Origin of the sequence: Streptomyces sp. NPDC002057 (assembly GCF_040296665.1) — a bacterium.
In the GTDB taxonomy this organism is placed as follows: Bacteria; Actinomycetota; Actinomycetes; order Streptomycetales; family Streptomycetaceae; genus Streptomyces.
In genome coordinates this window covers 39703-61783 of the sequence record NZ_JBEOXR010000042.1, presented here as the reverse complement: position 1 = coordinate 61783, position 22081 = coordinate 39703, and the positions used below count along the sequence as shown (strand labels likewise).

The following is a 22081-nucleotide window of genomic DNA, read 5'->3' as shown; positions in this document are numbered from 1 at the left end:
AAGGCCCCGCATGACCAGCAACGACGCTTCCGCCACGCCCGCGCTCGGCGTGTACTCCGAGGTCGGAAGGCTCCGCAAGGTCCTTGTCTGCTCCCCGGGGCTCGCGCACCGCCGGCTGACCCCGACCAACTCGGACGACCTGCTCTTCGACGACGTGATGTGGGTGGAGAACGCGCAGCGCGACCACGCCGACTTCGTCAACAAGCTGACCCAGCGCGGGGTCGAGGTCGTGGAACTGCACGACCTGCTCGCCGAGACGATGGCGATCCCCGCGGCACGGGCCTGGCTCCTCGACCGGAAGATCACGGCGAACGAGGTCGGCCTCGGGCTCATCGACGACACCCGGGCCTTCCTCGACGGCCTCCCGCCGCGTGAACTGGCCGAGTTCCTCATCGGCGGCCTGTCCACGGCGGACCTGCCCGACGCGTTCCGGTCCGGGTACGTCGCCCTCGCCCGCGAGGCCACCGGTGCGCGCGAGTACCTGATGCCGCCGCTGCCGAACACGCTCTACACCCGCGACACCACCTGCTGGCTGTACGGCGGCGTGACCCTGAACCCGTTGTACTGGCCCGCCCGGCACGGCGAGACCCTCCTCATGAAGGCGATCTACACCTTCCACCCCGACTACCGTGCCGCCACCGTCTGGTGGGGCGATCCCGAGGAGGACTGGGGCCAGGCCACCTTCGAGGGCGGCGACATCATGCCCGTCGGCAACGGCGTGGTCCTCATGGGCATGAGCGAGCGGACCTCCCGGCAGGCGATCACCCAGGTCGCCGCCTCGCTCTTCAGGAACGGCGCCGCCGAGCGCGTCGTCGTGGCCGGCATGCCGAAGCTGCGCTCGGCCATGCACCTCGACACCGTCTTCACCTTCGCCGACCGCGACATCGTGACGCTCTACCCGAAGATCATGGACTCGGTCCACACCTTCTCGCTGCGGCCCGGGGACGGCGCCCCCGGGGTCGAGATCACCGACGAGGGCGCCACCCCGTTCGTGGACGTCGTCGCCGAGAGCCTCGGCCTGCCGCGGCTCCGCGTGATCGAGACCGGCGGCGACGTGTACGCCTCCGAGCGGCAGCAGTGGGACAGCGGCAACAACGCCGTCGCGCTCGAACCCGGTGTCGTCTTCACCTACGACCGGAACACCCAGACCAACACGCTGCTGCGCAAGGCGGGGGTCGAGGTCATCACCATCGTCGGCGCCGAACTGGGCCGGGGCCGGGGCGGCGGCCACTGCATGACCTGTCCGCTGATCCGCGACGCGGTCGAGTTCTGACCCTCGCCCCGCGCACGCCTCCGCGCCACGGAACCGGCCATCCCTCCCCCGTGGAGGGATGGCCGGTTCGGCGCGCTCCCGGTCCGCCCCGGGCGTCGGTCGGGACCGGGCGCCGGAGCGGGCCGGGCCGGACCTCGGCTCCGGAAGCCGGGTCAGGCCGTCGGGGCCGTGCCGGCCAGCTGCTCGGCGAGCTCCCGCTCGCCCTCCTCGGAGAGCGAGGTCTTGAGCACGGTGCCGCCGAACTTCTCCATGGCCGCCGCGAACTCGCCCTCGGCGATCCTCGACGCCATCACCACGACGGCGGCCGAACCGGGGGCGAGCAGCGAGCGGACCTTGTCGCGGAAGGTGTTGTCGACGCCCATCTGGTTGAGCTTGCCGATGAGGCCGCCGACGGCGGCGCCGACCACTCCGATCGCCGGCGTGAGGATGACGAGGCCGAAGACCATGCCCCACAGGGCGCCGGCCGTGGCCGAGAGGGCGATCTGCCCCTCCCGCCTGGCCGGCGTGTCCACATGGGTCTCGCCGTCCGCGTCCACCGAGACCACGGCGACGCCGGTCAGTTCGACCACCTGACGGCTCTCCAGCTTCCGGACCTCGGCGAAGGCCCGCTCGGCGACGGCGCGATCCTCGTAGCCGAGCACGATGAGTTCGGACATGCGCCTCTCCTCCTGTGGGGTACGGCAGCCGGATTCAGTACCGCTCCGCCTTGACGAGCTTCGGGGTCAGCACCGGCTCGGGAGGCTGTCGGCTGATCACCAGCGGCTGGGCGCGCCCGCCCGGTGCGAGGTCCTCGACCCCGACGAACTGTGTCTCGACGACCTTGCCCGAGGAGTCCAGGAAGTCGACCTGGACGGCGTAGGAGGCCTCTTCGTCCGTCCTGTTGGTGATGTTCAGGACGACGGTCAGCACGCCGCCGGTCTCCGCCCGGGGCTTGCCGGTCATCGCGACCTCGCTCCGCGCGTTGCCCGGGGCCTGCACGTCCTCCAGCTCGTCCTCCGCCTGCTGACGCGAGCGCTCGACCTCCGAGCCGATGGACGCCTTGCGCGAGGCCTCCCGCTCGGAGGCGGACGCCGCGGCCGAGGAGGCGGAAGCCCGCGCGGACTCGACCGCCTCGGAGGCCGCCGAGGCGAGGGGGGAGGGCGGTTCGCCCGAGAAGTCGTCCGTGTCGGGGGCCGTGGGGCGTTCGCTGAACGTGGGGCTGCTGGTGTCGGCGCCGCCGCCGTCGCAGGCCACCAGGCCGGTGGCGCCGAGGGCCGTCACGACGACGGCCGCGGCCGCGCTCGCCGCCCGCGCGCGGACCGAGCGTCTCGCCCGCGCCGATGTGGGGTTCACAGGATCGTCCTCTTCTCGTTCCGTGCTGCGTGCGGGGTCAGTAGCGCAGGACGCCGGCGATGCGGTCCATGTCGAGCAGGGTGTCGTCGCGCACGAACTGGACCTCGGCTCCGGTGTCGAGGGCCCGCTCGACGATCTCGTCGACCATGTCGTCCCGCGCCTCGGGCTCGGCGGGCTCGGCCGGTTCCAGATGGCCGCCCTCGTCCCGTACGACGGTCCGGTAGTGGTCCTCGACGGCGAGCAGCCGCATCCGGCCCTCCTTCACGGCCTGCCACACCTCGTCGATGCCGCCGGCGAACTCGCGGCGGCCCCGCGCCGCGTCCAGCTCGGCGACGACGGTGGTCGACGCGGCGGCCTCACGCGCGGCACGGGCCGGCTCGACGGCCTCCTTGACCGCCGCGGCGGGCCCGCGGGCCAGTCCGCCGCGGTGGATCGGCGTGGTGCCCGGCTGGAGCGGCCCGGTGTCCTCCAGGAGCGCGAGGGCGGCCGGCTCGCCGATCACGTACAGGGGGCGCGGCTCGGAGGCGAGTACGGCGCGCAGTGCCGTGTGCGCCTCGCGCAGGAACTGGCGGGTGGCCTCGTCCTGGAAGGTGCTGGGCAGGTCTCCGACCCGCTCCTTGCGCTCCGCGTCCGGGTCTTCGAGGCTGCGGGTGAGCGGGAAGCCGTCCTCGGTGTGCTCGGTGACCTGTTCGGGGCTGCCGCTCCAGAGCGAGACCCGGTCCGCGGCGACCGCGAGCGTCCACGAGGGCTGTTCGGCGGCCTGGGCGGCGACCAGGTTCCGGGTGAGGAAGGTGTCGGCGACGACGACGCGTTCCGGGACGGTCCTGGCCACCGTCCACACGTAGTGCTCCCCCGGCGCGACGAAGATCACGAGGCCTTCCTCGGCGTGCGAGAGGTCGATCTCGGCCACCGCTCGGCGCAGCTGGTCGAGGACGTCGTCCCGGCGCTCGCGGGTCACCGCCGGGTCGTCCTGGATCGCCTTCTCCGCGGCCGCCACGAGGTTGCGGAGGCGTACGGGGTCCTGGGCGTTCTCCGGCTCGCGGCGGTGCGTCGGCATCACGAGCGACAGGGCGGGGTACGGGCGGGGCTGTCGCAGCTTCGCGAGCACGTCACTGCTGAGCGCGGGGTCCATGGGAGAGCCTTCCTGACGAATTCCTGCGGTTCTGCGGTTCTCGGCGGTACTGCCGGTTCCGCGGTTCTCTGCGGTGCGGCGGGATCTGCGGTTCTCCGTCCGCCGCTGCCACCGGTGTCCGGTGCGGGGGCGGGGGCCCTACTGGGGGCCCGCGAGCTGGTCGGCCAGTTCCTTCTCGTCCTCGTCGCTGAGCGAGGTCTTGAGGACGGTGCCGCCGTGCGGCCGCATGGCCACCGTGAACTTGTCGTCCGTGATCTTCGACGCCATGATCACGACGGCGGCCGAGCCGGGCTTGAGGAGTTCGTCCACCTGTTGGCGGAAGCGGTCGTCGACGCCCGACTTGCTGAGCTTGCCGACGAGGCCGCCGAGGGCCGCTCCGGTCAGGAGTCCGACGCCGGGCAGCAGGAAGAGGATGCCGAAGATCGCGCCCCAGAGGGCGCCGGAGGCGGCGGAGACGCCGACGATGCGGCTGCTGGTGTCGACGTGGGTCCGGCCTTCGGTGTCCACGGCGACGATCGCGAGCCCGTTGAGGTGCACGACGTAGTCCCGTTGCAGGTCCTGGACCGTGGCGAAGGCCTGCTCGGCGACCTCGGGGTCGTCGTATCCGATGACGATGAGCTCAGACATTCCCGCCTCCTCGGAGAAGGGAATCCTCGGGGTCTCCCTTCCGACGGAGAGGCTCGGACAGCCTCTCCGGGATCACGAAGTGCCATCTTGTCCCGATACCAGGTGGTACGCGACTCGGTGTCCCGCCACACGGGGGAGCCCCGCCGCACGGCGGTGCCGTGTGACGGGGCTCGGGTCCGAGCGGTGGCGCCGGTCCGCTACGCGACCGGCTGCTGCTGGGTGACGCAGTGGATGCCGCCGCCGCCCGTGCCGAGGCGGTCGATGTTCAGCTGCTCGATCACGCGGTCGGGGTAGAGCCGGGCCAGGGTGGCCCGGGCGGCCTGGTCCGCCCGGGTGTCACCGAAGTGGGCGCTGATCACGGCGCCGTTGCAGAGGTAGAAGTTGGCGTACGAGGCGAGGAAGCCCTCGCTGGTGGAGCGGATCTTGTAGTAGTCCGGACCCTGGAGGCGCATGGTGTCCATCGGGACGCCCTGGGCCGTGGTGGACGCGGACAGGATGCTGAACTGCTGGCGCGCGTCGCGGGCGTAGGCGTCGTTCTCGGAGGCGAGGGGCATCTGGACGAGCGCCTCGCCCGGGGAGAGGAAGCGGGACGTGGCGTCGACGTGGTCGTCGGTGATGTCCTGGCCCTTGACGCCGTCGAACCAGATGACCTTGGAGGCGCCGTACGCCGCGCACATGGCCGACTCCAGCTGGCGCTCCGACATCCCGGGGTTGCGGTTGCGGTTCACGAGGCTGCTGCGGGTGGCCATCAGGGTGCCGGCGCCGTCCTGCTCGATGGCGCCGCCCTCGCCCACCAGGCCCGCGTAGGTGATCGGCACGCCGACGTAGGAGGCGATCCGCCCGGCGACGAGGGCGTCCTTGGCGTGCGCCTGCTTGTTGCCCCAGCCGTTGAAGTTGAGGCCGACGGCGTCCAGGCCGCCGGTCCCGTCGACCCGGAAGACGGGACCGGTGTCGCGCGTCCAGCAGTCGTCGACGGGGATGGAGCTGATGACGGTGACCGTGGAGCCGCAGAGCTGGCGGGCCTTGGCGGCGCTCCCGGAGTTGGCGCACATCACGACGGGCTCGTACTTCGCGATCGTCCGGGCGATCAGCGCGATGTCCGCCTGGACGCCGCTCAGCTTGTTGCCCCAGATCGACGTGCTGTCCGGCCAGCACATCCAGGTGCGGGTGTGCCGGACGTCCTCGACCGGGACCCGGAACGGGCCGGCGGCCGTGGCGGCCCGGGCGCGGTTCTCCGTCGTGGTGCTCGCGAGGGCCGCGCCCGCCGCGGTCACTCCGGCCGCGACGAGGAAGCCCCGTCGGTTCAGGCCCCGCCGCGCGTGGCGGCCCGCCTCGGTCGCGTTCTCCTCGGACGCGTTCTCCTCGGTCCGGTTCGCCTCAGGTCGGTTCACTTCTGCCTCCTGTGTGCTGGGGTGGGCTGTGCGAGAGGGGACGTGAGCTCCTGCCGGGCCGCCGCGATCCGGTCCGGGTTCCAGCCGGGGTGCGGGACGGACTCCAGGAGCAGCCGGGTGTACGGGTGCTGCGGCGCGGCGAGCACCTCGGCGGTGGCGCCGGCCTCGACGACGCTGCCGTGGCGCATGACGAGGACCTCGTCGGTGACGCACCGGACCACGCCGAGGTCGTGGGTGATGAAGAGGTAGCCGATCGGGGTCTGCTCGCGGATGTCGGCGAGCAGGTTGAGGATCTGGGCCTGGACGGACACGTCGAGGGCGGCGACGGCCTCGTCGAGGACGAGGACGGCCGGTTCGACGGCGAGGGCGCGGGCGATGGCGACGCGCTGGCGCTGCCCGCCGGAGAGCTGTCGGGGCAGGGCCTCGGCGGCCCGGCTGCCGAGGCCCACCTGGTCCAGGAGTTCGCGGATGCGGGGCTCGGGGTCGCGGTCGGGGAAGTGCAGGCGGAGGGTCTCGCGCAGGACCTGGTCGACGCCGGTCCTGGGGTCGAGGGAGAGATAGGGGTCCTGGAAGACCATCTGCACCTCGCGGGCCCTGGCCAGGCGCTCCGCCCTGCCGCGCGCTCGGGCGGGCCGGACCCGGTCCCGTACCCGTACCTCACCGGCGTCCGCGCGTTCCAGACCGACGACGATGCGGGCGGTGGTGGTCTTGCCCGAGCCGGAGCCGCCGACGATGCCGAGCGAACCCCCCTCGGGGAGGGTGAAGGACACCCCGTCCACGGCGTGCACGGTTCCGAAGCTGCGCCGCAGGTCCACGGCCCGCAGCAGGGGCTCAGACATCGACGGCGCTCCCTTCGGCGGTGACCCGCTCGCTGTGGTGACAGGCGGCGAGGTGCACCGCTCCCCCGGAGACCGGGCGGGGCTCGGGGGCCCGCTCGTCGCACACCTCGGTGGCGAGCGGGCAGCGGGCGGCGAACGCGCAGCCCGTGAGGGGGGTGCGCAGGTCCGGCGGCTGTCCGGGGATGGCGGCGAGCCGGCCGCCGGGGGTGGTGAGCCGTGGCGTGGAGGCGAGCAGGGCCGCGGTGTACGGATGGCGTGGGCGCGCGAAGAGGGCCTCGGCGGGGCCGGTCTCGGCGATCCGGCCGGCGTACATGACGTACACGCGGTCGCTGATCGCCGCCGCCAGGTCGAGGTCGTGGGTGACGAAGAGCAGTCCGGTGCCGAAGTGTTTCCGCAGCCGGGCGAGGAGGGCGATCACCTCCGCCTGGGTGGTGACGTCGAGGGCGGTGGTGGGTTCGTCGGCGAGGAGGAGGGCGGGGTCGCCCATGAGCGCGGCGGCGATCATGACGCGCTGGAGCATGCCGCCGGACACCTGGCTCGGGTACTTCTCCAGGGCGGTGGCGTCCAGGCCGACGGCCTCCAGGAGCTCGACGGCGCGCGCGGTGGCCCCGGCCCGGTCCGCGGTCCCGGCCGAGCGGACGCCCTCGGTGAGGAAGTCGCCGATGCGCCGCAGCGGATTGAGGGCGGCGCGCGGGTCCTGGAAGATCATGGCGACGGTCTCCGCGCGCAGGGCGCGCAGCCGGTCCGTGCCCATGGCCAGGACGTCGTGCCCCTCCACCAGGACGGTTCCCCCGGTGGCGGCGCCGGGGGGCAGCAGGCCGAGGGCGCTGCGTGAGGTGAGGGTCTTCCCGGAGCCCGACTCCCCGACGAGGGCGACGGTCTCGCCGCGGCCGACGGTGAGGTCGATCCCGTCGAGGACGGGCCGGGCGGTCCCCGGGAGGGTGATCCGCAGACCCCGGACGTCGAGCGTGGTGGCCGGCGGATCGTCGGGCGAGGTGGCCGCCCCGGTGCCGGGCGCGGTGGTCGGTCCCGTGCCGGGGACGGTGGCCGGTCCGGTGTCGGGCGGGGTGGTCGGTCCGTTCATGGCCCATCGGGTGAGGGGTCGTCGTGTCATCGGTCGCGGGGTCATCCGTCCCTCCTTGCGACGCGGTCGGCCCAGCGCTCGCCGACCACGTTGAACGCGACGACGGTGAGGACGACGAAGAGGCACGGCAGGATCGCGGAGAGCGGGTAGCCGTGCTGGACGGCGGTCTGACCGTCGAAGACCATGCGGCCCCAGTCCGGTGTGAGCGGCGGAACGCCGAGGCCGAGGAAGGACAGGCCGGCCAGGTCCATGAGGGCGTAGCCGAAGTTGATCGTGGACTGGGCGAGGACGACGGGGGCGATGTTGGGGAGGATGTGGCGCAGACAGATCTGGAGCGCCGAGTGCCCCTGGACCTGGTAGGCGCTGACGTAGGGGCGGGCGCGTTCGGCCAGGACGAGGGAGCGGGTGAGCCGGCTGACGTACGGCAGGTAGGCCAGGCCGAGCGCGACGACGGGGGCGAGCAGCCCCTCGCCGTACACGGAGATGACGAGGACCGCGAGGAGCATCCCGGGGAAGGCGAAGACGAGTTCGGTGGCGCGGGAGAGCAGGGAGTCGAGCCAGCCTCCGCGCCAGGCCGCGGCGGTGCCGATGGCGACCCCGGCGAGGGTGGAGAAGACGACGACGCCCAGCGGGCCGAGCAGGGAGGTGCGGGCGCCGAGGAGGATCCGCGAAAGGGTGTCGCGGCCGGCGGCGTCGACGCCGAACGGGTGCTCGGCGGAGGGTCCGGCGAGCGCGCCGCCGAGGTCGACGGCGTTGGGGTCGTGGGGGGCGAGCCAGGGCGCGAGGAGCGCGGCGGCGACGACGAGTCCGACGAGTCCCAGGCAGACGAGGTGGAGCGGGGAGCGGCCGGAGCCGGGGGCGCGGAGCTTCGCGAGTCCGGGGCGCCGGGTGAGCACGGTGGTCATGCGCTCGCCCCCCGGGTGCCGAGGGTGATCCGGGGATCGACGACCGGCAGCAGCAGGTCGACGACCAGGTTCACCGCCATGAACAGGGCCACGATGATGAGGGAGATGGCCTGGACGGTCGGGAAGTCCTTGGTGGTGGTGGAGAGTTCGAGGAGCTGGCCGATGCCGCCGACGCTGAAGGCGGTCTCGACGAGGATCGTGCAGACCAGCAGGGTGGAGACGATCAGTCCGCCGGTGGTGAGCACGGTCCCGAGGGAGTTGCGCAGGACGTGCCGGCGGATGACCTGCCGCTCGGGGACGCCCCGGCTGCGGGCGACCGTGACGTGTTCGCCGGCGAGCGCTTCGAGCATGGCGGAGCGGGTGACCCGGGCGAGCATGCCGATGAGGTAGAGCGCGAGGGCGATCGCCGGCAGGGTCAGGTGCCAGACCTGGTCGAGGAATCCGGAGCCCGCGCCGCCGCTGGGGAACCAGCCGAGCTTGACGGCGAAGAGGCCCTGGAGCAGGACGGCGGCGACGAAGGACGGGGTGCCGACGGCGAGGGTGGTGGCGACGAGGACGGCGGAGTCGGTGGCCCCGCCGCGTACGGCGGCGACGCGGCCGAGCAGCAGGCCGACGACGACGACCACGAGGAGCGCCATGGTGATCAGCAGCAGGGTGGTGGGCAGCCGGTCGGCCAGGAGCCGGGAGACGTCGGTGCGGTAGGTGAGGGAGCGGCCGAAGTCGCCCTGGACCATGTCGCCGAGCCAGCGCAGGTAGCGCACGGCGAACGGGTCGTCGAGGTGGTACTGGGCGTTGACGGCGGCGAGCGCCTCGGGGGAGGCCGAGCGGCCGGAGAGCAGGAAGCTCGCGGGGCTGCCGGGCGCCAGGTACATCGCGCCGAAGACGACGAACGACGCCACGAGGAGGGTGGCCGCCATCTCGGCGGCCCGCCGGACGGCGAATCTCAGGAAGTTCACGGCGCGGCCCCGACGTCGGCGGCCCACGGGTAGTACATGTACGCGATGGTCGTGGGGGCGCCGGTGATCCTCTTGTTGAGGAAGACAGCGGTGGGCCACTCGGCGACCGGGATCCACGGCAGCTGTTCGGCCGCGTGCTTCTGGAGCTCGGTCTCGGTCCGGAGCCGGCTGTCCCGGTCGTAGGCGGCGGTGGCGCGGTCGACGAGCGCGTCGTACCGCTTGTCGCTGTACCCCGCGAAGTTGAGGTACGCGCCGGTTCTGAAGTTGGTGAGGAGGTCCAGCGGGTCGGTGATCGACTGGTAGTAGGTGAGCGGGAACATGTCGATGCCCTCGCGCGCCTCGGGGTCGGTGAAGAGGGCCGTGAAGGCGTTGGGGGCGACGGACTTGAGGTTGATGTTCAGCCCGATCCGGCTGCCCGCCGCCTGGACGGCGGTGGCGAGGAGGGAGACGTCCTGGCCGATCGAGCTGGTGGCGACGGTCAGGCTCTTGCCGGTGGCCCCCGCCTCCTCGACGAGCGCGCGCGCCTTCTCGATGTCCCGGTCGGTGGGCGGCAGGCCGGCGAAGGCGGCCTCGCGCGTCTCCGGGGAGGCTCCCGCCCAGGCGGCCCGGGTGGTGAGGGAGTTGGTGACGGTGCCCGCTCCGCCGAGTCCGGCCTGTACGAATCCGGAGCGGTCCAGGGCGAGGGAGAGCGCCTGGCGGACGCGGACGTCGCGGAGCGGGCCCTTCATGTTGGTGATGTTGACGTTGACGGTGCTGAGGCCCTCGCCGAAGTAGAGGGTTCCGACGCCGCTGCCCTTGAGGCGCGCGTAGCTCTCGGTCGGGATGAGGTAGCCGCCGTCGGCCTCACCGCTGAGCAGGGCGTTGGTACGGGCGGAGGGGTCGGTCAGGAAGCGGAAGACGACCTTGCCCGCCTTGGCCCGGGTGCCCCAGTAGTGGTCGAAGCGGTCGAGTTCGAGCGACTGGCCCTTCTGCCAGGCGCCGAGGGAGAACGGCCCGGTGCAGGCGAGGCCGCCGGAGGTGCCGTAGTCCTTGCCCGCGGCGGTGACCCCGGCCTTGGAGGCGACCACACCGGCTGCCGTCGCCATGTACTGGGGGAACTGGGAGTCGGGCTTCTTGAGCTTGACGGTGACCTGGAGGGGGCCCGTCTTCCGTACCGCGGTGACGTTCTGGAAGTTCTGGGCCCACGCCGCCGCGTTGTCCGGGTCCCGCTGGCGGCCGAGGCTGAAGACGACGTCGTCGGCGGTCATGGTCCGGCCGTCGTGGAAGCGCACCCCGCGCCGCAGGTCGTACACCCAGGTGGTCGGGTCGGGGTTGGACGCCTTCTCGGCGAGCCCGGGTTCGAGGGTGAGGCCCGGCGTCCAGCGCATCAGGCTCTCGCACACGTTGGAGAGGATCGTGTTCTGCGGGTAGTCGAACGCGACGGTGTGGTCGAGCGTCGGCGGCTCGGCGTACAGCGCCCAGGTGAAGGAGTCGACGTCGCCCTTGGGCCGCGGGGTGCCGGCGGAGAGCGTGAACGACGCCCCGGGGCCGTCGGTACCGGGGCGGGGCGGACCGGCGCAGGCCGCGAGCACGGCGACCGAGGACAGGACCGCGAGCACGGTCCGCGCGGCCGTCGCGGGGACGGACCGGCCGCGGAGCGGTCCCGGGCGGCGTCGGGGGACGCGGGGTGGGGGTGCGGTGCTCATCGTCGCGCTCTCTTTCGTTCGTACGCGGTGGGTGACGCGGTGGCGGCCGGTGGCGTTACGCGGCGGGGCGGGCCGCCGGGATCTGCTGGGTGATGCAGTGCACGCCACCCCCGCCGTACGCGATGACCGGCGCCCGGACGCCGACGACCTTGCGGTCCGGGAAGGCGGCGGCGATGACCTCCAGGGCGGCCATGTCCTGCGGCACTCCGGCCACCGGGACCACGACGCCGCCGTTGGCGAGGTAGAAGTTCAGGTACGAGACCTCCACCCGGCCGCCGGCGACCTCGGCGAACGCGACCTGGGGGACGTCGACGATCTCCAGGGCGCGGCCCCGGGCGTCGGTCGAGGCCTCCAGGACGGCGCGGTTGGCGCGCATCCGGGCGTAGTCGGGGTGCTCGGGGTCGTCGGGCAGGGAGACGACGACCTTGCCGGGGGCGGCGAAGGCGCACACACCGTCGACGTGGCCGTCGGTCTCGGTGTCGAGGAGACCGCCGTACGGAAGCCAGATCACCTTGCTGACGCCCAGCCGGCTCTTGAGCTCGGCCTCGATCCGGTCGCGGGTCAGGTCCGGGTTCCGGTTGGTGTGGAGGAGGCACTGCTCGGTGGTGATGAGGGTGCCCTCGCCGTCGACGGTGATCGCGCCGCCCTCCAGGATCATGTCGGAGGCGATGCGGTCGACGCCGAGGTGCTCCAGGATGAGGGCGCTGACCCGGTCGTCGGAGTCGTACGGGTGGTGCTTGCGGCCCCAGGCGTTGAAGCGGAAGTCGACGCCGGCGCGGTGTCCGTCGCCGTCCAGGACGAACAGCGGCGCGGAGTCGCGGAACCAGGAGTCGTCCAGGGGCAGCTCCACGACGGTGACGTCCTCGCCGCAGTGGGCGCGGGCGTCGGCGGCGAAGCCGGGCGGGGCGACCATGGTGACGGGCTCGAACCGTGCGACGGCGCGGGCGACGTCCGCGTACTCCTTCTTGACGGCGTCGAGGACGCCGTTCCACAGCTCCGCGCGGGTGGGCCACGCCATCAGGCAGCCCTCGTGCTCGGACCATTCGGCGGGCATGCGGTACGTGGTGGTCATCGGTGTCTCATTTCGATCGGTGGGATGGATCGTGGCCTTAACTGAATTTTCAGTCAAGGCCTTGAGCGAGGAGATCCGGCTTGGTCGCGCTCGGCGGGGGCAAGGAGGCATCTCGACCTCGCGCACGTCAGGGGCTCTTTCCGCGCCTCCCCCGGCGAAGGGTCGGGGAGGGCGAGAAGACGGGCCACCCCTGCTCGCCCCGCACCCGAGAGCCCGAGGTGGGGCGGGCGGGACCGGCGGAGCCCGGCGACGGCCTCACTGTGGCACTGACTGAAAAATCAGTCAAGAGATGAAGGGTGCGTGAACATGTTCCGGTACCGGCCCGGGCCGCGCCCTAGAAGAACCCCGCTCCGCTCAACCGCGCGCCGTCCCCCATGAGCTCCCTCAGCCACGGACCGCGCACGGCCGGAATGCGCACCATGGCATGCCGGAACGCCCGCCCGTCGGCCTGGAACGGCGGACGGGGCCGTGACGCCGACGGGTCGTAGTCGTCCCGGAGAACGCCTTCGGGCAGGCCGCCGGAGGCGGGGACGGGCCGGCCCCGTTCGGGAAGGACCAGCCCCCGCCACACCCCGAACGCCAGCGGCACCCGGTACGCCTCGCGGGCCGGGCCTGGCGGCGGGGTCCAGGTCTCCCCCGTCTGCGGATGGGCCGGCACCAGGAGGATGTCGGCGTCCGGTTCCGGGTCGGGCAGTCCGGGACCGGCCAGGGCCGCGCGACGCGCCCCCGGCCCCGGGGGCAGCAGGGCGTCGAGCGCGGGCCGGAACACCTCCCCCGCCAGGCCGTCCGGGACGGTCACCGGCCGCCCCTCCGAGGCCGCGAGCAGGTGGGCGAGCGCCTGGCCGACCGCCGCCTGCCATCGAGGGCTCCAGGACCACCAGTGATTCGTCCAGTGGGCCACCCGCGTCCGCGACCCCCACCCGGCCATCGCCTCGAACGGGGGCGTGCTCACCCCCTCCGCCATCACCCGCGCCCAGGAACGCGGCGTGGCGTCGGCGCCGTCGACGGGAAGGCGGCGCACGGCGTCCGGGACCAGCCACAGCGCCTGCCAGAGCGAGCAGTCGTCGATCCGGGTCGCCACGGGAAGCCGGCACGCCACGCAGGCCACGTTGGGGCCGTCGGCCCTGCCGAGACCGCAGCAGTAGCCGCCCCCGCCGTGCTCCGGGATCAGACGGGTGCCCGGGGCGTCGCCGGGCGCGAGGACGATCGCACCGGGCGCGCCGCCCGGGACGGGGTGGTCCGGCGCGTAGACACCACGGGCGGCGGCCTCCTCGGGACCGATCTCCTCCCACGTCCGCCACGGCGGTCCCGAGGGCTCGGGATCCACGGCGAACGTGCCCGACTCCATGAGCACCGGAAGCTGTGTCCCGTTCCCGTACGACTGATGGGCGTGGGCCGGCAGGACGACCTGGGACAACGGGGTGGTCAGCTCGGCGCCGCACTCGGCACACACGAATACGAACAAATGTCCTCCGTCAGGGAAACAGAGGGATCATGACAGCGGGGCGGCGGCCGGCCAACCCGTTTTCCGGCGGAGAGGCCGGGGCGGGGCACCGGGGATACGGCGGCCCCGGGCCTCGGCCGCTCGGATGGCCGCCGCGAGTACGGGAGGGCGGCCGACCGTGCGGATGGCCGCCGTGGGTGCCGGAGGACGGGGAGTGGGTCATCCTGGGGAGATGGGTGCGAAGCGTGGAGCGTCTCCCCCGATATCGTCCGGCGGCCGGGTCGGCCGCCGGGTCCGGGGCGCCGTCCTCGGCGCGGTGGTCGCGGTGGTCGCCGCGCTCTCCGGCTGCGCGGACGGCGACGCCACGGCCACCGGCGCGCACGGCCCGACATCGGTGGTCCCGGCGGCCACGGAGTCGGGCCCCTCGGCCGAGGCCGCCCCTCCCGCTCCCGCCCCTCCCGCCAGCGCTCCCCCGGTCACCCCCGCGACCTCGCCGGCCCCCTCGCCCCGGGGGCCCGTCGCCGCCGAGGTGTCCATACCGTCGATCGGGGTCGAGGACCTGGACGTCGTGCCGTACGAGGGGACGACCGACGACGCCGCCGGCACCCGCCTCCAGGACCGCGGTGTGGCCGCGAGTCCCTACGGTGAGCGCGGTGGCGTGGGGCCGGGCGAGATCGGCAACTACCTGGTGACCGCCCACCGGCTCTCGGCCGGCGGACCCCTGCGCGAACTGCCCTCGGTCGAGGTGGGGGACGAGGTGCGCGTCGTCGCCGAGGGCACCGTCTACACCTACGAGATCGTCGAGACCCGGACCACGTCCTTCCGCTCGGCCCGTTCGCTCGCCGAGCAGCGGGCGGCGGTGCCGGGCGAGCCGGGCGAGAAGCCCACCCGGGCCATGATCACGCTCTCCACCTGCGCGACGCCCGAGGACAACGCGGCGGGCAACTTCTGGCGGGACGCCCAGAACAACCCCGAGCACCGCATCGACAAGGTCGGCGTCCTGACCTCCACCCGCCCCGCGTAGGCGTCCGGCGCGCGGACTCCGTACCGGGCCGGTGCCCGCTACGGCTGCCGCAGGGCGGCCAACTCCACGTCGACGGCCTCCCGCAGCAGGGTGCGCGCGTGGTCGACCGCGAGGCCTCCGCTGAGCCAGCGCATGCTCAGACCCTCCAGGAGGGCGGTGAGCCGTTCCGCCGACGCGGCGAGCGTGGCCGCCGGTGCCATCGGCTGGACCTGGCCCAGGAGCGCGGCGACTTCCTGCACCCACACCAGGGTCGCCCTCGCCAGGTCCTCGCGCAGAACCGGGTCGAAGACGGCGCTCGCCCGCAGTTCGCCCCAGGCCGAGCTGTTCTCCCGTACCTCCGGGGTGTCCTGGAGTTCGAGGAGGAGGACCTCGTCGAGTTCCTCGCGGGCGCTGAGCGGTTCCGCTTCGGGGTCCCGGGAGGTGGTGTACCGCTCCGCGCGGTCGTTGATGAACTCCAGCGTGTGCCGCAGGATCCCCGTGCGGTCCTTGAAGTGGTAGTAGATCAGGCCGGTGGAGACCCCTGCCTCCGCGGCGAGTTCCTCCACGCGAAGCCCGCGCACCCCGCGCCGGGCGATCACCCGGGCGGCCGCTTCAAGAATCTGAGTACTGCGAGACGACATGCCGTGAACCCTATCCGGACGGCCGGGCGATGTGATCGTCGCCGGCACCGCCGCTCAGCGGCCCGCCCGGTACTGGCCGACCACGACCGTGACGGGGCCGGCGCCGGGCTCCGCCTCGACGAGGCGCGCGATGACGAGGCGCTCGCCGTCGGAGGCGCGGACGCAGAAGGGGCGTTCGTCGGCGAGGTCGTCGAGCGGAAGGCGGGTGACCGGTTCCGAGTCGATGCCCCGCTCGCAGTCGGCGGGGCTCAGCGTGTATCCGGAGGCGACGAAGGCGTCGGTGTCCTCGGGCACGACGAGCTCCCCGCCCTCGCGGGCGAGGTACCAGGCGGCGGTCTCGGCGGGCACCACCTTCCCGGCGGCGAGGTCGAACTCGTACCCGCCGTCGGGGGCGGTCAGTTCGACGTCGGGGAAGCCGCGCGTGTACGTGGCTCCGGCGGTCGCGCCGGACGGGGTCCGAGGCCCGGTCAGGTGGTAGGCGGCCGCGCCGGACAGGGCGAGCAGGGCGACGACGGCGACCGCGAGCGGGATCGCGCGCCGCCGTCCGCGGCGGGCCCGGCCCGGCGCCGCCCGCGCGCCCTCGTCCACCGCCTGGGCCCGCCGCGTGGGCGGTCGCACCGGCGCGGGCGGCCCGGCCGTGCGGGTGGGCAGGGCGTGCGGGGTCGGCACCTCGGGGTCCGCGGGCGGCGTGGGGTACGCCGGGGGCGGCGGAGGCGTGGTGTCCGCGCCCGCCCCCCGTCCGGCGATCTCCTGTCTCACGGCTCCCGGCAGCCATCCCCCGGCGAACTCCGGAGACGGGCCGACCGCGGGGTGCGCGCGTACGGCGGCGATCAGCTCGGCCGGGGTGGGTCGCTCCTCCGGCCGCTTGGCCAGGCACCGGCCGAGAAGGGCGCGGAGCTCCCCCGGCACCCGGGAGAGGTCGGCGGGCTCGTGGACGACCCGGTACAGCGCGGCCGATTCGGGCCCGGTGCCGAACGGCAGGGCTCCTCCGGCCACGTAGGCGCCGAGCGCGCCGAGCGCGAAGACGTCGGTCGCGGACGTCACCGGAAGGCCGACGGCCTGTTCGGGGGCCATGTAGGCGGCCGTACCGATCCGCAGGCCGGTGCCGGTGAGCCCGGTGGCGTCGGCCGCCCGCGCGATGCCGAAGTCGATGACGCGAGGGCCGTCCTCGGCGAGCAGGACGTTCGCGGGCTTGAGGTCGCGGTGGACCACGCCCGCCGCGTGCACGGCCTGGAGGGCCTCCGCGATGCCCGCGACGAGCAGGAGGACGGTGCGTGCGGGGAGCGGCCCGTGCCGCTCGACGACCTGCTGGAGCGAGGGGCCGGGTACGTACGCGGTGGCGAGCCAGGGGACGGCCTCGTCGACGCCGTGGTCCACCACCTGCGCGGTGAAGAGGCCGTGGATGCGGCGGGCGCTGGCGACCTCCTGGGCGAAGCGCCGCCGGAACTCGGGGTCGGCCGCGAAGTCCTCCCGGACGACCTTCACCGCGATGGGGCGCCCGCCCGGCGTGTGGGCGAGGTAGACGACCCCCATTCCGCCGGCGCCGAGCCGGGCGTGCACACGGTAGCCGCCGATCTCACGGGGGTCGTCGAGGGACAGCGGCGCGTGGGCCGGTTGCGTCCCGGCGGGTGGGGAGGAGGACATCGGCGGCTCTTTCGGCGGTGCGGAACGGCGTTTCGGGGCGGGGTCCAGGAGAGAGGAGCCCGCCGGCGCGCGTACGGGCGCACGGCGCGCCCTCCACCTGATCGTGCCGTTGACTAAAGTTTCAGTCAACACGAGTCCGGTCGCCGACCGGGGGAACGGTGAGAGGGGTACGGGAATGAGGGACCGGAGACGGACGATCCTGGAGGCGGCGGCGCGGGTGATCGCGCGCCGGGGCGTGCGCGGCCTCCGGATGGAGGAGCTGGCCGCCGAGGCGGGGGTCTCCAAGGCGCTCGTGTACTACCACTTCGAGGACCGCGCGGGCCTGCTGCGCAGCACGCTGGGGTTCATCGGCACCCGCGCGGAGAGGTTCACGCGCCGGGACCCCCCGGGCCCGCGCGATCCGGCCTCCTCGCGCCGGGAGCTGGAACGGCGGCTCCTCCTGGAGCTCCAGGACCTGCCGGAGGTCCGCGAGAACAGCACCGCCTGGGGCGAGCTGCGGGCCGGCGCGGTCTTCGACCCCGAACTGCGGGAGGAGCTGGCGCGGGCGGGCGCCGGCTGGGTCCGCGAGGTCGCGGACCTCCTGGGCCGGGTCGGACCCCCGCTCCCGGACGCGGACCTCGTCGCGGCGGCGGAGCGGCTCACCGCCCTCCTCGAAGGACTGAGCACCCGCTGGCTCATCGGGATCCTGCCGGTGGGCCACGCGCGCGAGCTGATGCGGGAGGCGATCGCGGCGGAGGTACGGCGGCTGGACCTGCCGGACCGGCGGACCGTGTGCGTCACGGGCTGACCGTGGGCACGACGCCACGCCGCCCGGGCTATTTGACTGAAAATCCAGTCAGTGTCAGAGTGGCGCCACGGCCCACCCCCACTCACGTCCCGGGTACCCCGTCTCCGTACGCCGGGTCACCCGCGTGAAGCCCAGGCCCGCGAATCCCGCCATGCCGCGCGCGCGTCACCACGATCCGCCCGCCGACGCTGGATAGTCTCGCCAGCCCATGAATCGGAGCACAGCGTGTCCCACCTTCCTCCCTCCCGCCGCTCGACCCTGCGCGCCTTCGCCGGCATCGGCGGCGCCCTCGCCCTCGGCGCCGCGGCCTGCGGCCCGGGTGAGTCCGCGTCGGCCGGCCCCGCCGCCTCGTCCCGCGCCGCCACCGGCTCCTCCCGCCCCGCCTCCGAGGCCGGCGAGCGCCGGTTCGGCGCCGAGTGGGACAGCCACACCCGTACGTTCATGTCGTGGCCGGCGCTCGCCTCCGTCTGGGAGGACGACCTGCCCTACGTACGGGAGGACATCGCCCGGATCGCCCGCGCCGTCGCCGAATACGAGGCGGTCGTCATGATGGCCCGGCCCGCCCAGGTCGCGGCGGCGCAGCGGGCCTGCGGCTCGCAGGTGGAGGTGATCCCGCTCCCGGTGGACGACCTGTGGGCCCGTGACACCGTTCCCGTCTTCGTGGAGGACGGCGACGAGCTGATCGGGGTCGACTTCAACTTCAACGGCTGGGGCAACAAGCAGGAGCACACCAACGACGCCCAGGTGGGCCGTCTGCTGCTCCGCAAGTACGGCATCCCCCGCGAGCAGGCGCCGCTCGTCGCCGAGGGCGGCTCGTTCGAGACCGACGGCGAGGGCACCCTCCTCGTCACGGAGAGCTCGATCGTCAACGACAACCGCAACCGGGGGAAGACCCGGGACCAGATCGAGGACGAGCTGATCGAGACCCTCGGAGTGGAGAAGGTGGTCTGGCTGGCGGGTGTGCGCGGCGAGGACATCACCGACGCCCACGTGGACAGCCTCGTACGGTTCACCGCCCCCGGTGTGGTCCTGCTGGACCAGGCGTTCCCCGGCTCGCCGCCCGACTCCTGGTCGCGCTCGGCGGACCAGGCCCGCTCGGTGCTGGAGAAGGCGACCGACGCGCGCGGCCGCCGCTTCGAGATCGTCGACCTGCCGCAGCCCGACCTCGACCGGATCACCGGAGAGGGCGACGACTTCGTGTCGACGTACGCCAACTTCTACGTGGCCAACGACTCCGTCTTCATGCCGAAGTTCGGCGACCGGGCGGCCGACGACCGGGCCCGGGGCATCCTCCAGGAGCACTTCCCGAAGCGGGACGTCGTGCAGGTGCAGATCGACACCATCGCCTCCGGTGGCGGCGGCATCCACTGCGCGACCCACGACCAGCCCGGCAAGCCCGCCGCCTGAGTCACCCTTCCTCCCCACCCTGGAGCACGGCCGTGTCCCTGAAGCGACGTCCACCACGGCCCCCCGGCGGGCCGCTGAGCACGGCACTCGTGCTCCTGGCCGTCGCGGCGGCCGCCCTCTGCGGGCTGTGGCTGCAGTTCGGCGAACGCCAGGACCTGGACACCCGCCACACCGCCGGAGGACGGGCTCCCGACCGGATCGACATCGACGCCTCGGTGCAGCGCGTCGACGCGGCCGGCCGGGAGCTGGTCCTGCGCGTCCTCGTCACCCCGCGCGGCACGCTCGCGGAGGCGGGCGGCATCTCCCCCGCCGAGGATCTGACCCTCCAGACCTCGTCGTCCGTGCGCGGGGACCTCACCTTCCCCGCGCACAGCCGGATCGCCACGGTCGACGTGCCCGTCGCCCTGACGGGCGGCGCGGTCACGGACTATCCCTTCGACGCGTACGGGGCGGAGATGGAGTTCGGAGCCGTGCAGGGCGGCGAGAGCGTTCCCGTCCGCATGACGCTCACCAACCGGGACGCGCTGTTCGCCCTGGCCGTCGACACCTCCGAGATCCGGGGCGCCGCCGTGTTCTCGGCGGAGGTGGCCCGCTCCCGGAGCGTGCTCGTCTTCGCGGTGTTCATGATGGTGGCGATGTGGGCCCTCGCCGTCGCCGTACTGATGGGCGGTTGGCACCTCGTACGGCGGCGCATGGGGCTGACCTGGCCGGCCCTGGGCTGGATGGCGGCCACGCTGTTCGCCCTGGCCGCCTTCCGCAACACCGCGCCGGGCGCGCCGCCCATCGGCAGTCTGCTGGACTACCTGGCGTTCTTCTGGGCGGAGACGCTCATCGCGTTCTGCGTGATCGTGGTGGTCGTCCGCGCCGTACGGGCGGAGGGCCCGCCGCCGCCGCGCGGTGCGCCGCCGACGATCGGCTGACCCACCGTCCCCTCCCGGCTCCGCGGTCGGTGCCGCTCCCCTCCCGGCGTCCACGCTTCCGCCCCCTTCCGTCGTCCACGCCTCCGCTCCGAGTTCCGTCGTCCGCGCTTCCGTTCCGAGGATCTGAGTAGCGGTACTCATGCCGGGAGCGGGGCGCGGCGGGACCATGACGCCAGGGTGTGGACCGGCGCGGAGGGGGCGGCATGAGCAAGGTCGTGGGGGCGTTCGTGGCTGCGGGGCTCGCGGTCGGAGCGCTGGTGCTGGCGTACGCGGTGGGGGCACCGCCCGGGACGGTGCTGGCCGTGGGGGCGGGCGTCCTGGGGCTGCTCTGGCTCCTGCTGCTCCTCACGGCCCCGTGGAACCTGTACTTCCGGGCCCATGCGGTCCTCGCCGAGATCGCGGTCAGCCGGGAGAAGGGCATCGTCGTCTCCGAGGAGCGGGACGGCGAGGCGCGGCGGATCGCACGCGCGATGCTGCGGGTCGCCGTCGCCGGGCACGTGGTGACGGCCGGCGTGGCGCTCGCGGTGGCCGCCGCGACCGGTCGTGGGGCCGGCTACTGGTTCGCCGGGTTCTTCCTCGTCAGTACGTTCTTCAGACCGGCCGGAGCGTACTTCGGGCAGCTGCGGGGCAGGCTCGGCGTCCTGCTGAAGGACGTGACGTTCCCGCGCGACGACGTGGTGGCGCTGACCGGCCGGGTGGCCGCCCTGGAGAGCGGGGCCGGTGTTCTCGACGGCAAGGCGGAGGAGCAGTACCGGGCCCTCGCCGAGCTGCGCCGCACGGTGGACGCCGTCGCCCTCTCCGCGCACGGACGTGCCGACGAGACCGACCGGAGGATCGCCGCGCTGGCGCGGGAGTTCGAGACGACGGTGAACCGGCTCACCGACAACGAGGAGATCATCACCGGCCTGAAGGCCTTCCTCAGGCTGCTGCGGACCACCGGCACGACCGAGGTCACCGACGGGACCTGAGGCCCGGCCCCGCACGGGGCCTTCGTTCGCGTGCGGGGCCGGGGCCGCTCACACGCCGTCGGCCGCCTCCCGTTCGGCGCGGGTCCGTGCCCCGCGAGCCGTCAGCCAGGCGACGACCTCGTCCGCCTTCCCGGCGCGGGCGACGTCCAGCGGGGTGAGGTCGTCCCAGCCGATCCAGTCGATGTCCGCGCCGGATTCCAGGAGGCGGACGGCGGTGGGGAGGCGGCCGCCCTGGCAGGCCCCCCAGAACGCCTCGGTGAGTTCTTCGGGAGCGGGCGGCGGATCGGCGGCGAGACGGGCCTCGACCCGGTCGAGGAGGCCGAGGGTCGCGGCGTCCTGGAAGGTCGGGCGGGCGCCCAGTTCGAGCAGCCGGCGGGCGGCGCGCCACTGTCCGAAGGCGCGGGCGTCGGCGAGGGGCGTGCCGCCCGCGATCACGGCGCCGTCGGCCTCGATGTCCGCTCCGGCGGCGACGAGGGCGTCGATCATGGGGACGTCGTCGTTGCTCGCGGCCCAGTGCAGGGGCGTCTCGCGGTGCGCCCCGGTGAAGCGGGCGTCCGGGTCGGCGCCGGCCGCGACGAGCACGGCGACGGTCTCGGGGCCGCGGGGCCGGTGGCCGGGCCAGTCGGCGGCCAGGTGCAGCAGGCTCCGCCCGCCGGGGCCGTGGCCCTCCCGCTCCTCGACGACCCGGGCGGCGGCGAGCCAGGGGTGTGCGGCGAGCAGTCCGCGCAGGGCGTCGAGGTCGCCGGTGCGGACGGCCTCGGTGACGGCGACGGCGACGGGGTCCTGTGAGCGCAGTGTGCGCGGGGTGGGCATGCGGACAGGGTGCCGCATCGGGGACGGGACCGCACAGGCCCGGCCGGAACCGGCGCCGTCGCGCCCGAGCCGGCGGAGCGGCGCCGCCCGGCCGGAGCCGTCTCACCCGCTTGCCGGTCCCCGGCTTGCGGCTAATGTCGATATATAGGCCACATGTG

Annotated in this window: 21 protein-coding genes; 6 read left to right on the top strand and 15 right to left on the bottom strand. The window is 73.8% G+C overall.

Features of this window, described 5'->3' with window-relative positions; translation table 11 throughout:
- The first annotated feature begins 10 nt into the window (after positions 1–10).
- On the top strand, positions 11–1273 hold the full coding sequence (locus ABT129_RS27320) for an arginine deiminase (RefSeq protein WP_351906888.1): 1263 nt from the start codon (positions 11–13) through the stop codon (positions 1271–1273).
- Between the two features lie 152 nt (positions 1274–1425).
- Here the strand turns inward: ABT129_RS27320 and ABT129_RS27315 are convergent, their stop codons facing one another.
- The 12 genes from ABT129_RS27315 to ABT129_RS27260 form a co-directional block, all read right to left on the bottom strand.
- Entirely contained in the window at positions 1426–1929 is a 504-nt protein-coding gene (locus ABT129_RS27315; RefSeq protein WP_351906886.1) for a DUF1269 domain-containing protein, read from the bottom strand.
- A 34-nt stretch (positions 1930–1963) separates the two neighbouring features.
- Positions 1964–2605 carry an FxLYD domain-containing protein gene (locus tag ABT129_RS27310; protein ID WP_351906884.1) on the bottom strand — a complete coding sequence of 214 codons (642 nt, stop codon included), beginning with the start codon at positions 2603–2605 and terminating at the stop codon, positions 1964–1966.
- A 37-nt stretch (positions 2606–2642) separates the two neighbouring features.
- Positions 2643–3737, bottom strand: a complete 1095-nt coding sequence (locus tag ABT129_RS27305) for a baeRF3 domain-containing protein (RefSeq protein WP_351906882.1) — start codon at positions 3735–3737, stop codon at positions 2643–2645.
- 138 nt (positions 3738–3875) lie between these two features.
- Complete coding sequence (locus ABT129_RS27300; RefSeq protein ID WP_351906880.1) at positions 3876–4364, bottom strand: DUF1269 domain-containing protein; 489 nt, start codon at positions 4362–4364, stop codon at positions 3876–3878.
- Positions 4365–4561: 197 nt separating this feature from the next.
- A complete protein-coding gene (locus ABT129_RS27295) occupies positions 4562–5755 on the bottom strand; it encodes an agmatine deiminase family protein (RefSeq protein WP_351906878.1) in 1194 nt (397 codons plus the stop codon).
- Positions 5752–6594 carry an ABC transporter ATP-binding protein gene (locus tag ABT129_RS27290; RefSeq protein ID WP_351906876.1) on the bottom strand — a complete coding sequence of 281 codons (843 nt, stop codon included), beginning with the start codon at positions 6592–6594 and terminating at the stop codon, positions 5752–5754. Before ABT129_RS27290 ends, ABT129_RS27295 begins: the two co-directional genes overlap by 4 nt.
- A complete protein-coding gene (locus ABT129_RS27285) occupies positions 6587–7678 on the bottom strand; it encodes an ABC transporter ATP-binding protein (protein ID WP_351906874.1) in 1092 nt (363 codons plus the stop codon). The genes ABT129_RS27290 and ABT129_RS27285 overlap by 8 nt, the downstream gene beginning before the upstream one ends.
- A gap of 41 nt (positions 7679–7719) precedes the next feature.
- The gene (locus tag ABT129_RS27280) at positions 7720–8583 is read right to left on the bottom strand and encodes an ABC transporter permease (protein ID WP_351906872.1); all 864 of its coding nucleotides are present in this window, start codon (positions 8581–8583) and stop codon (positions 7720–7722) included.
- Positions 8580–9539, bottom strand: a complete 960-nt coding sequence (locus ABT129_RS27275) for an ABC transporter permease (protein ID WP_351906870.1) — start codon at positions 9537–9539, stop codon at positions 8580–8582. Before ABT129_RS27275 ends, ABT129_RS27280 begins: the two co-directional genes overlap by 4 nt.
- A complete protein-coding gene (locus tag ABT129_RS27270; protein ID WP_351906868.1) occupies positions 9536–11224 on the bottom strand; it encodes an ABC transporter substrate-binding protein in 1689 nt (562 codons plus the stop codon). The genes ABT129_RS27275 and ABT129_RS27270 overlap by 4 nt, the downstream gene beginning before the upstream one ends.
- 55 nt (positions 11225–11279) lie before the next feature.
- The gene (locus ABT129_RS27265) at positions 11280–12296 is read right to left on the bottom strand and encodes an agmatine deiminase family protein (protein ID WP_351906866.1); all 1017 of its coding nucleotides are present in this window, start codon (positions 12294–12296) and stop codon (positions 11280–11282) included.
- Positions 12297–12630: 334 nt separating this feature from the next.
- On the bottom strand, positions 12631–13761 hold the full coding sequence (locus ABT129_RS27260) for a hypothetical protein (protein ID WP_351906864.1): 1131 nt from the start codon (positions 13759–13761) through the stop codon (positions 12631–12633).
- 211 nt (positions 13762–13972) lie between these two features.
- On the opposite strand from ABT129_RS27260, the gene ABT129_RS27255 reads away from it, so the two are divergent.
- Positions 13973–14764, top strand: a complete 792-nt coding sequence (locus ABT129_RS27255; protein WP_351906863.1) for a class E sortase — start codon at positions 13973–13975, stop codon at positions 14762–14764.
- A gap of 38 nt (positions 14765–14802) precedes the next feature.
- Here the strand turns inward: ABT129_RS27255 and ABT129_RS27250 are convergent, their stop codons facing one another.
- Complete coding sequence (locus tag ABT129_RS27250; protein ID WP_351906861.1) at positions 14803–15384, bottom strand: TetR/AcrR family transcriptional regulator; 582 nt, start codon at positions 15382–15384, stop codon at positions 14803–14805.
- 54 nt (positions 15385–15438) lie between these two features.
- Positions 15439–17028 (bottom strand): serine/threonine-protein kinase, encoded by a 1590-nt coding sequence (locus ABT129_RS27245; protein ID WP_351906859.1) that lies wholly within the window; start codon positions 17026–17028, stop codon positions 15439–15441.
- A gap of 175 nt (positions 17029–17203) precedes the next feature.
- On the opposite strand from ABT129_RS27245, the gene ABT129_RS27240 reads away from it, so the two are divergent.
- The 4 genes from ABT129_RS27240 to ABT129_RS27225 all read left to right on the top strand — a co-directional run bounded on the left by ABT129_RS27240 (position 17204) and on the right by ABT129_RS27225 (position 21110).
- On the top strand, positions 17204–17815 hold the full coding sequence (locus ABT129_RS27240) for a TetR/AcrR family transcriptional regulator (RefSeq protein ID WP_351906857.1): 612 nt from the start codon (positions 17204–17206) through the stop codon (positions 17813–17815).
- Between the two features lie 225 nt (positions 17816–18040).
- Entirely contained in the window at positions 18041–19222 is a 1182-nt protein-coding gene (locus tag ABT129_RS27235; RefSeq protein ID WP_351906855.1) for an agmatine deiminase family protein, read from the top strand.
- Between the two features lie 32 nt (positions 19223–19254).
- Positions 19255–20142 carry a DUF4436 domain-containing protein gene (locus ABT129_RS27230; protein WP_351906853.1) on the top strand — a complete coding sequence of 296 codons (888 nt, stop codon included), beginning with the start codon at positions 19255–19257 and terminating at the stop codon, positions 20140–20142.
- 203 nt (positions 20143–20345) lie between these two features.
- Entirely contained in the window at positions 20346–21110 is a 765-nt protein-coding gene (locus ABT129_RS27225) for a hypothetical protein (protein ID WP_351906851.1), read from the top strand.
- Between the two features lie 48 nt (positions 21111–21158).
- Here the strand turns inward: ABT129_RS27225 and ABT129_RS27220 are convergent, their stop codons facing one another.
- The gene (locus tag ABT129_RS27220; RefSeq protein WP_351906849.1) at positions 21159–21923 is read right to left on the bottom strand and encodes an ankyrin repeat domain-containing protein; all 765 of its coding nucleotides are present in this window, start codon (positions 21921–21923) and stop codon (positions 21159–21161) included.
- Between the last annotated feature and the right edge of the window lie 158 nt (positions 21924–22081).

What these genes read in the sequence shown, in the direction of transcription:
- ABT129_RS27220 (WP_351906849.1), bottom strand. Translation starts at nt 21,923, where the DNA reads ATGCCCACCCCGCGCACACTGCGCTCACAGGACCCCGTCGCCGTCGCC.
- ABT129_RS27245 (WP_351906859.1), bottom strand. Translation starts at nt 17,028, where the DNA reads ATGTCCTCCTCCCCACCCGCCGGGACGCAACCGGCCCACGCGCCGCTG.
- ABT129_RS27315 (WP_351906886.1), bottom strand. Translation starts at nt 1,929, where the DNA reads ATGTCCGAACTCATCGTGCTCGGCTACGAGGATCGCGCCGTCGCCGAG.
- ABT129_RS27320 (WP_351906888.1), top strand. Translation starts at nt 11, where the DNA reads ATGACCAGCAACGACGCTTCCGCCACGCCCGCGCTCGGCGTGTACTCC.
- ABT129_RS27300 (WP_351906880.1), bottom strand. Translation starts at nt 4,364, where the DNA reads ATGTCTGAGCTCATCGTCATCGGATACGACGACCCCGAGGTCGCCGAG.
- ABT129_RS27240 (WP_351906857.1), top strand. Translation starts at nt 17,204, where the DNA reads ATGAGGGACCGGAGACGGACGATCCTGGAGGCGGCGGCGCGGGTGATC.
- ABT129_RS27265 (WP_351906866.1), bottom strand. Translation starts at nt 12,296, where the DNA reads ATGACCACCACGTACCGCATGCCCGCCGAATGGTCCGAGCACGAGGGC.
- ABT129_RS27280 (WP_351906872.1), bottom strand. Translation starts at nt 8,583, where the DNA reads ATGACCACCGTGCTCACCCGGCGCCCCGGACTCGCGAAGCTCCGCGCC.
- ABT129_RS27270 (WP_351906868.1), bottom strand. Translation starts at nt 11,224, where the DNA reads ATGAGCACCGCACCCCCACCCCGCGTCCCCCGACGCCGCCCGGGACCG.
- ABT129_RS27305 (WP_351906882.1), bottom strand. Translation starts at nt 3,737, where the DNA reads ATGGACCCCGCGCTCAGCAGTGACGTGCTCGCGAAGCTGCGACAGCCC.
- ABT129_RS27250 (WP_351906861.1), bottom strand. Translation starts at nt 15,384, where the DNA reads ATGTCGTCTCGCAGTACTCAGATTCTTGAAGCGGCCGCCCGGGTGATC.
- ABT129_RS27225 (WP_351906851.1), top strand. Translation starts at nt 20,346, where the DNA reads ATGAGCAAGGTCGTGGGGGCGTTCGTGGCTGCGGGGCTCGCGGTCGGA.
- ABT129_RS27285 (WP_351906874.1), bottom strand. Translation starts at nt 7,678, where the DNA reads ATGAACGGACCGACCACCCCGCCCGACACCGGACCGGCCACCGTCCCC.
- ABT129_RS27290 (WP_351906876.1), bottom strand. Translation starts at nt 6,594, where the DNA reads ATGTCTGAGCCCCTGCTGCGGGCCGTGGACCTGCGGCGCAGCTTCGGA.
- ABT129_RS27255 (WP_351906863.1), top strand. Translation starts at nt 13,973, where the DNA reads ATGGGTGCGAAGCGTGGAGCGTCTCCCCCGATATCGTCCGGCGGCCGG.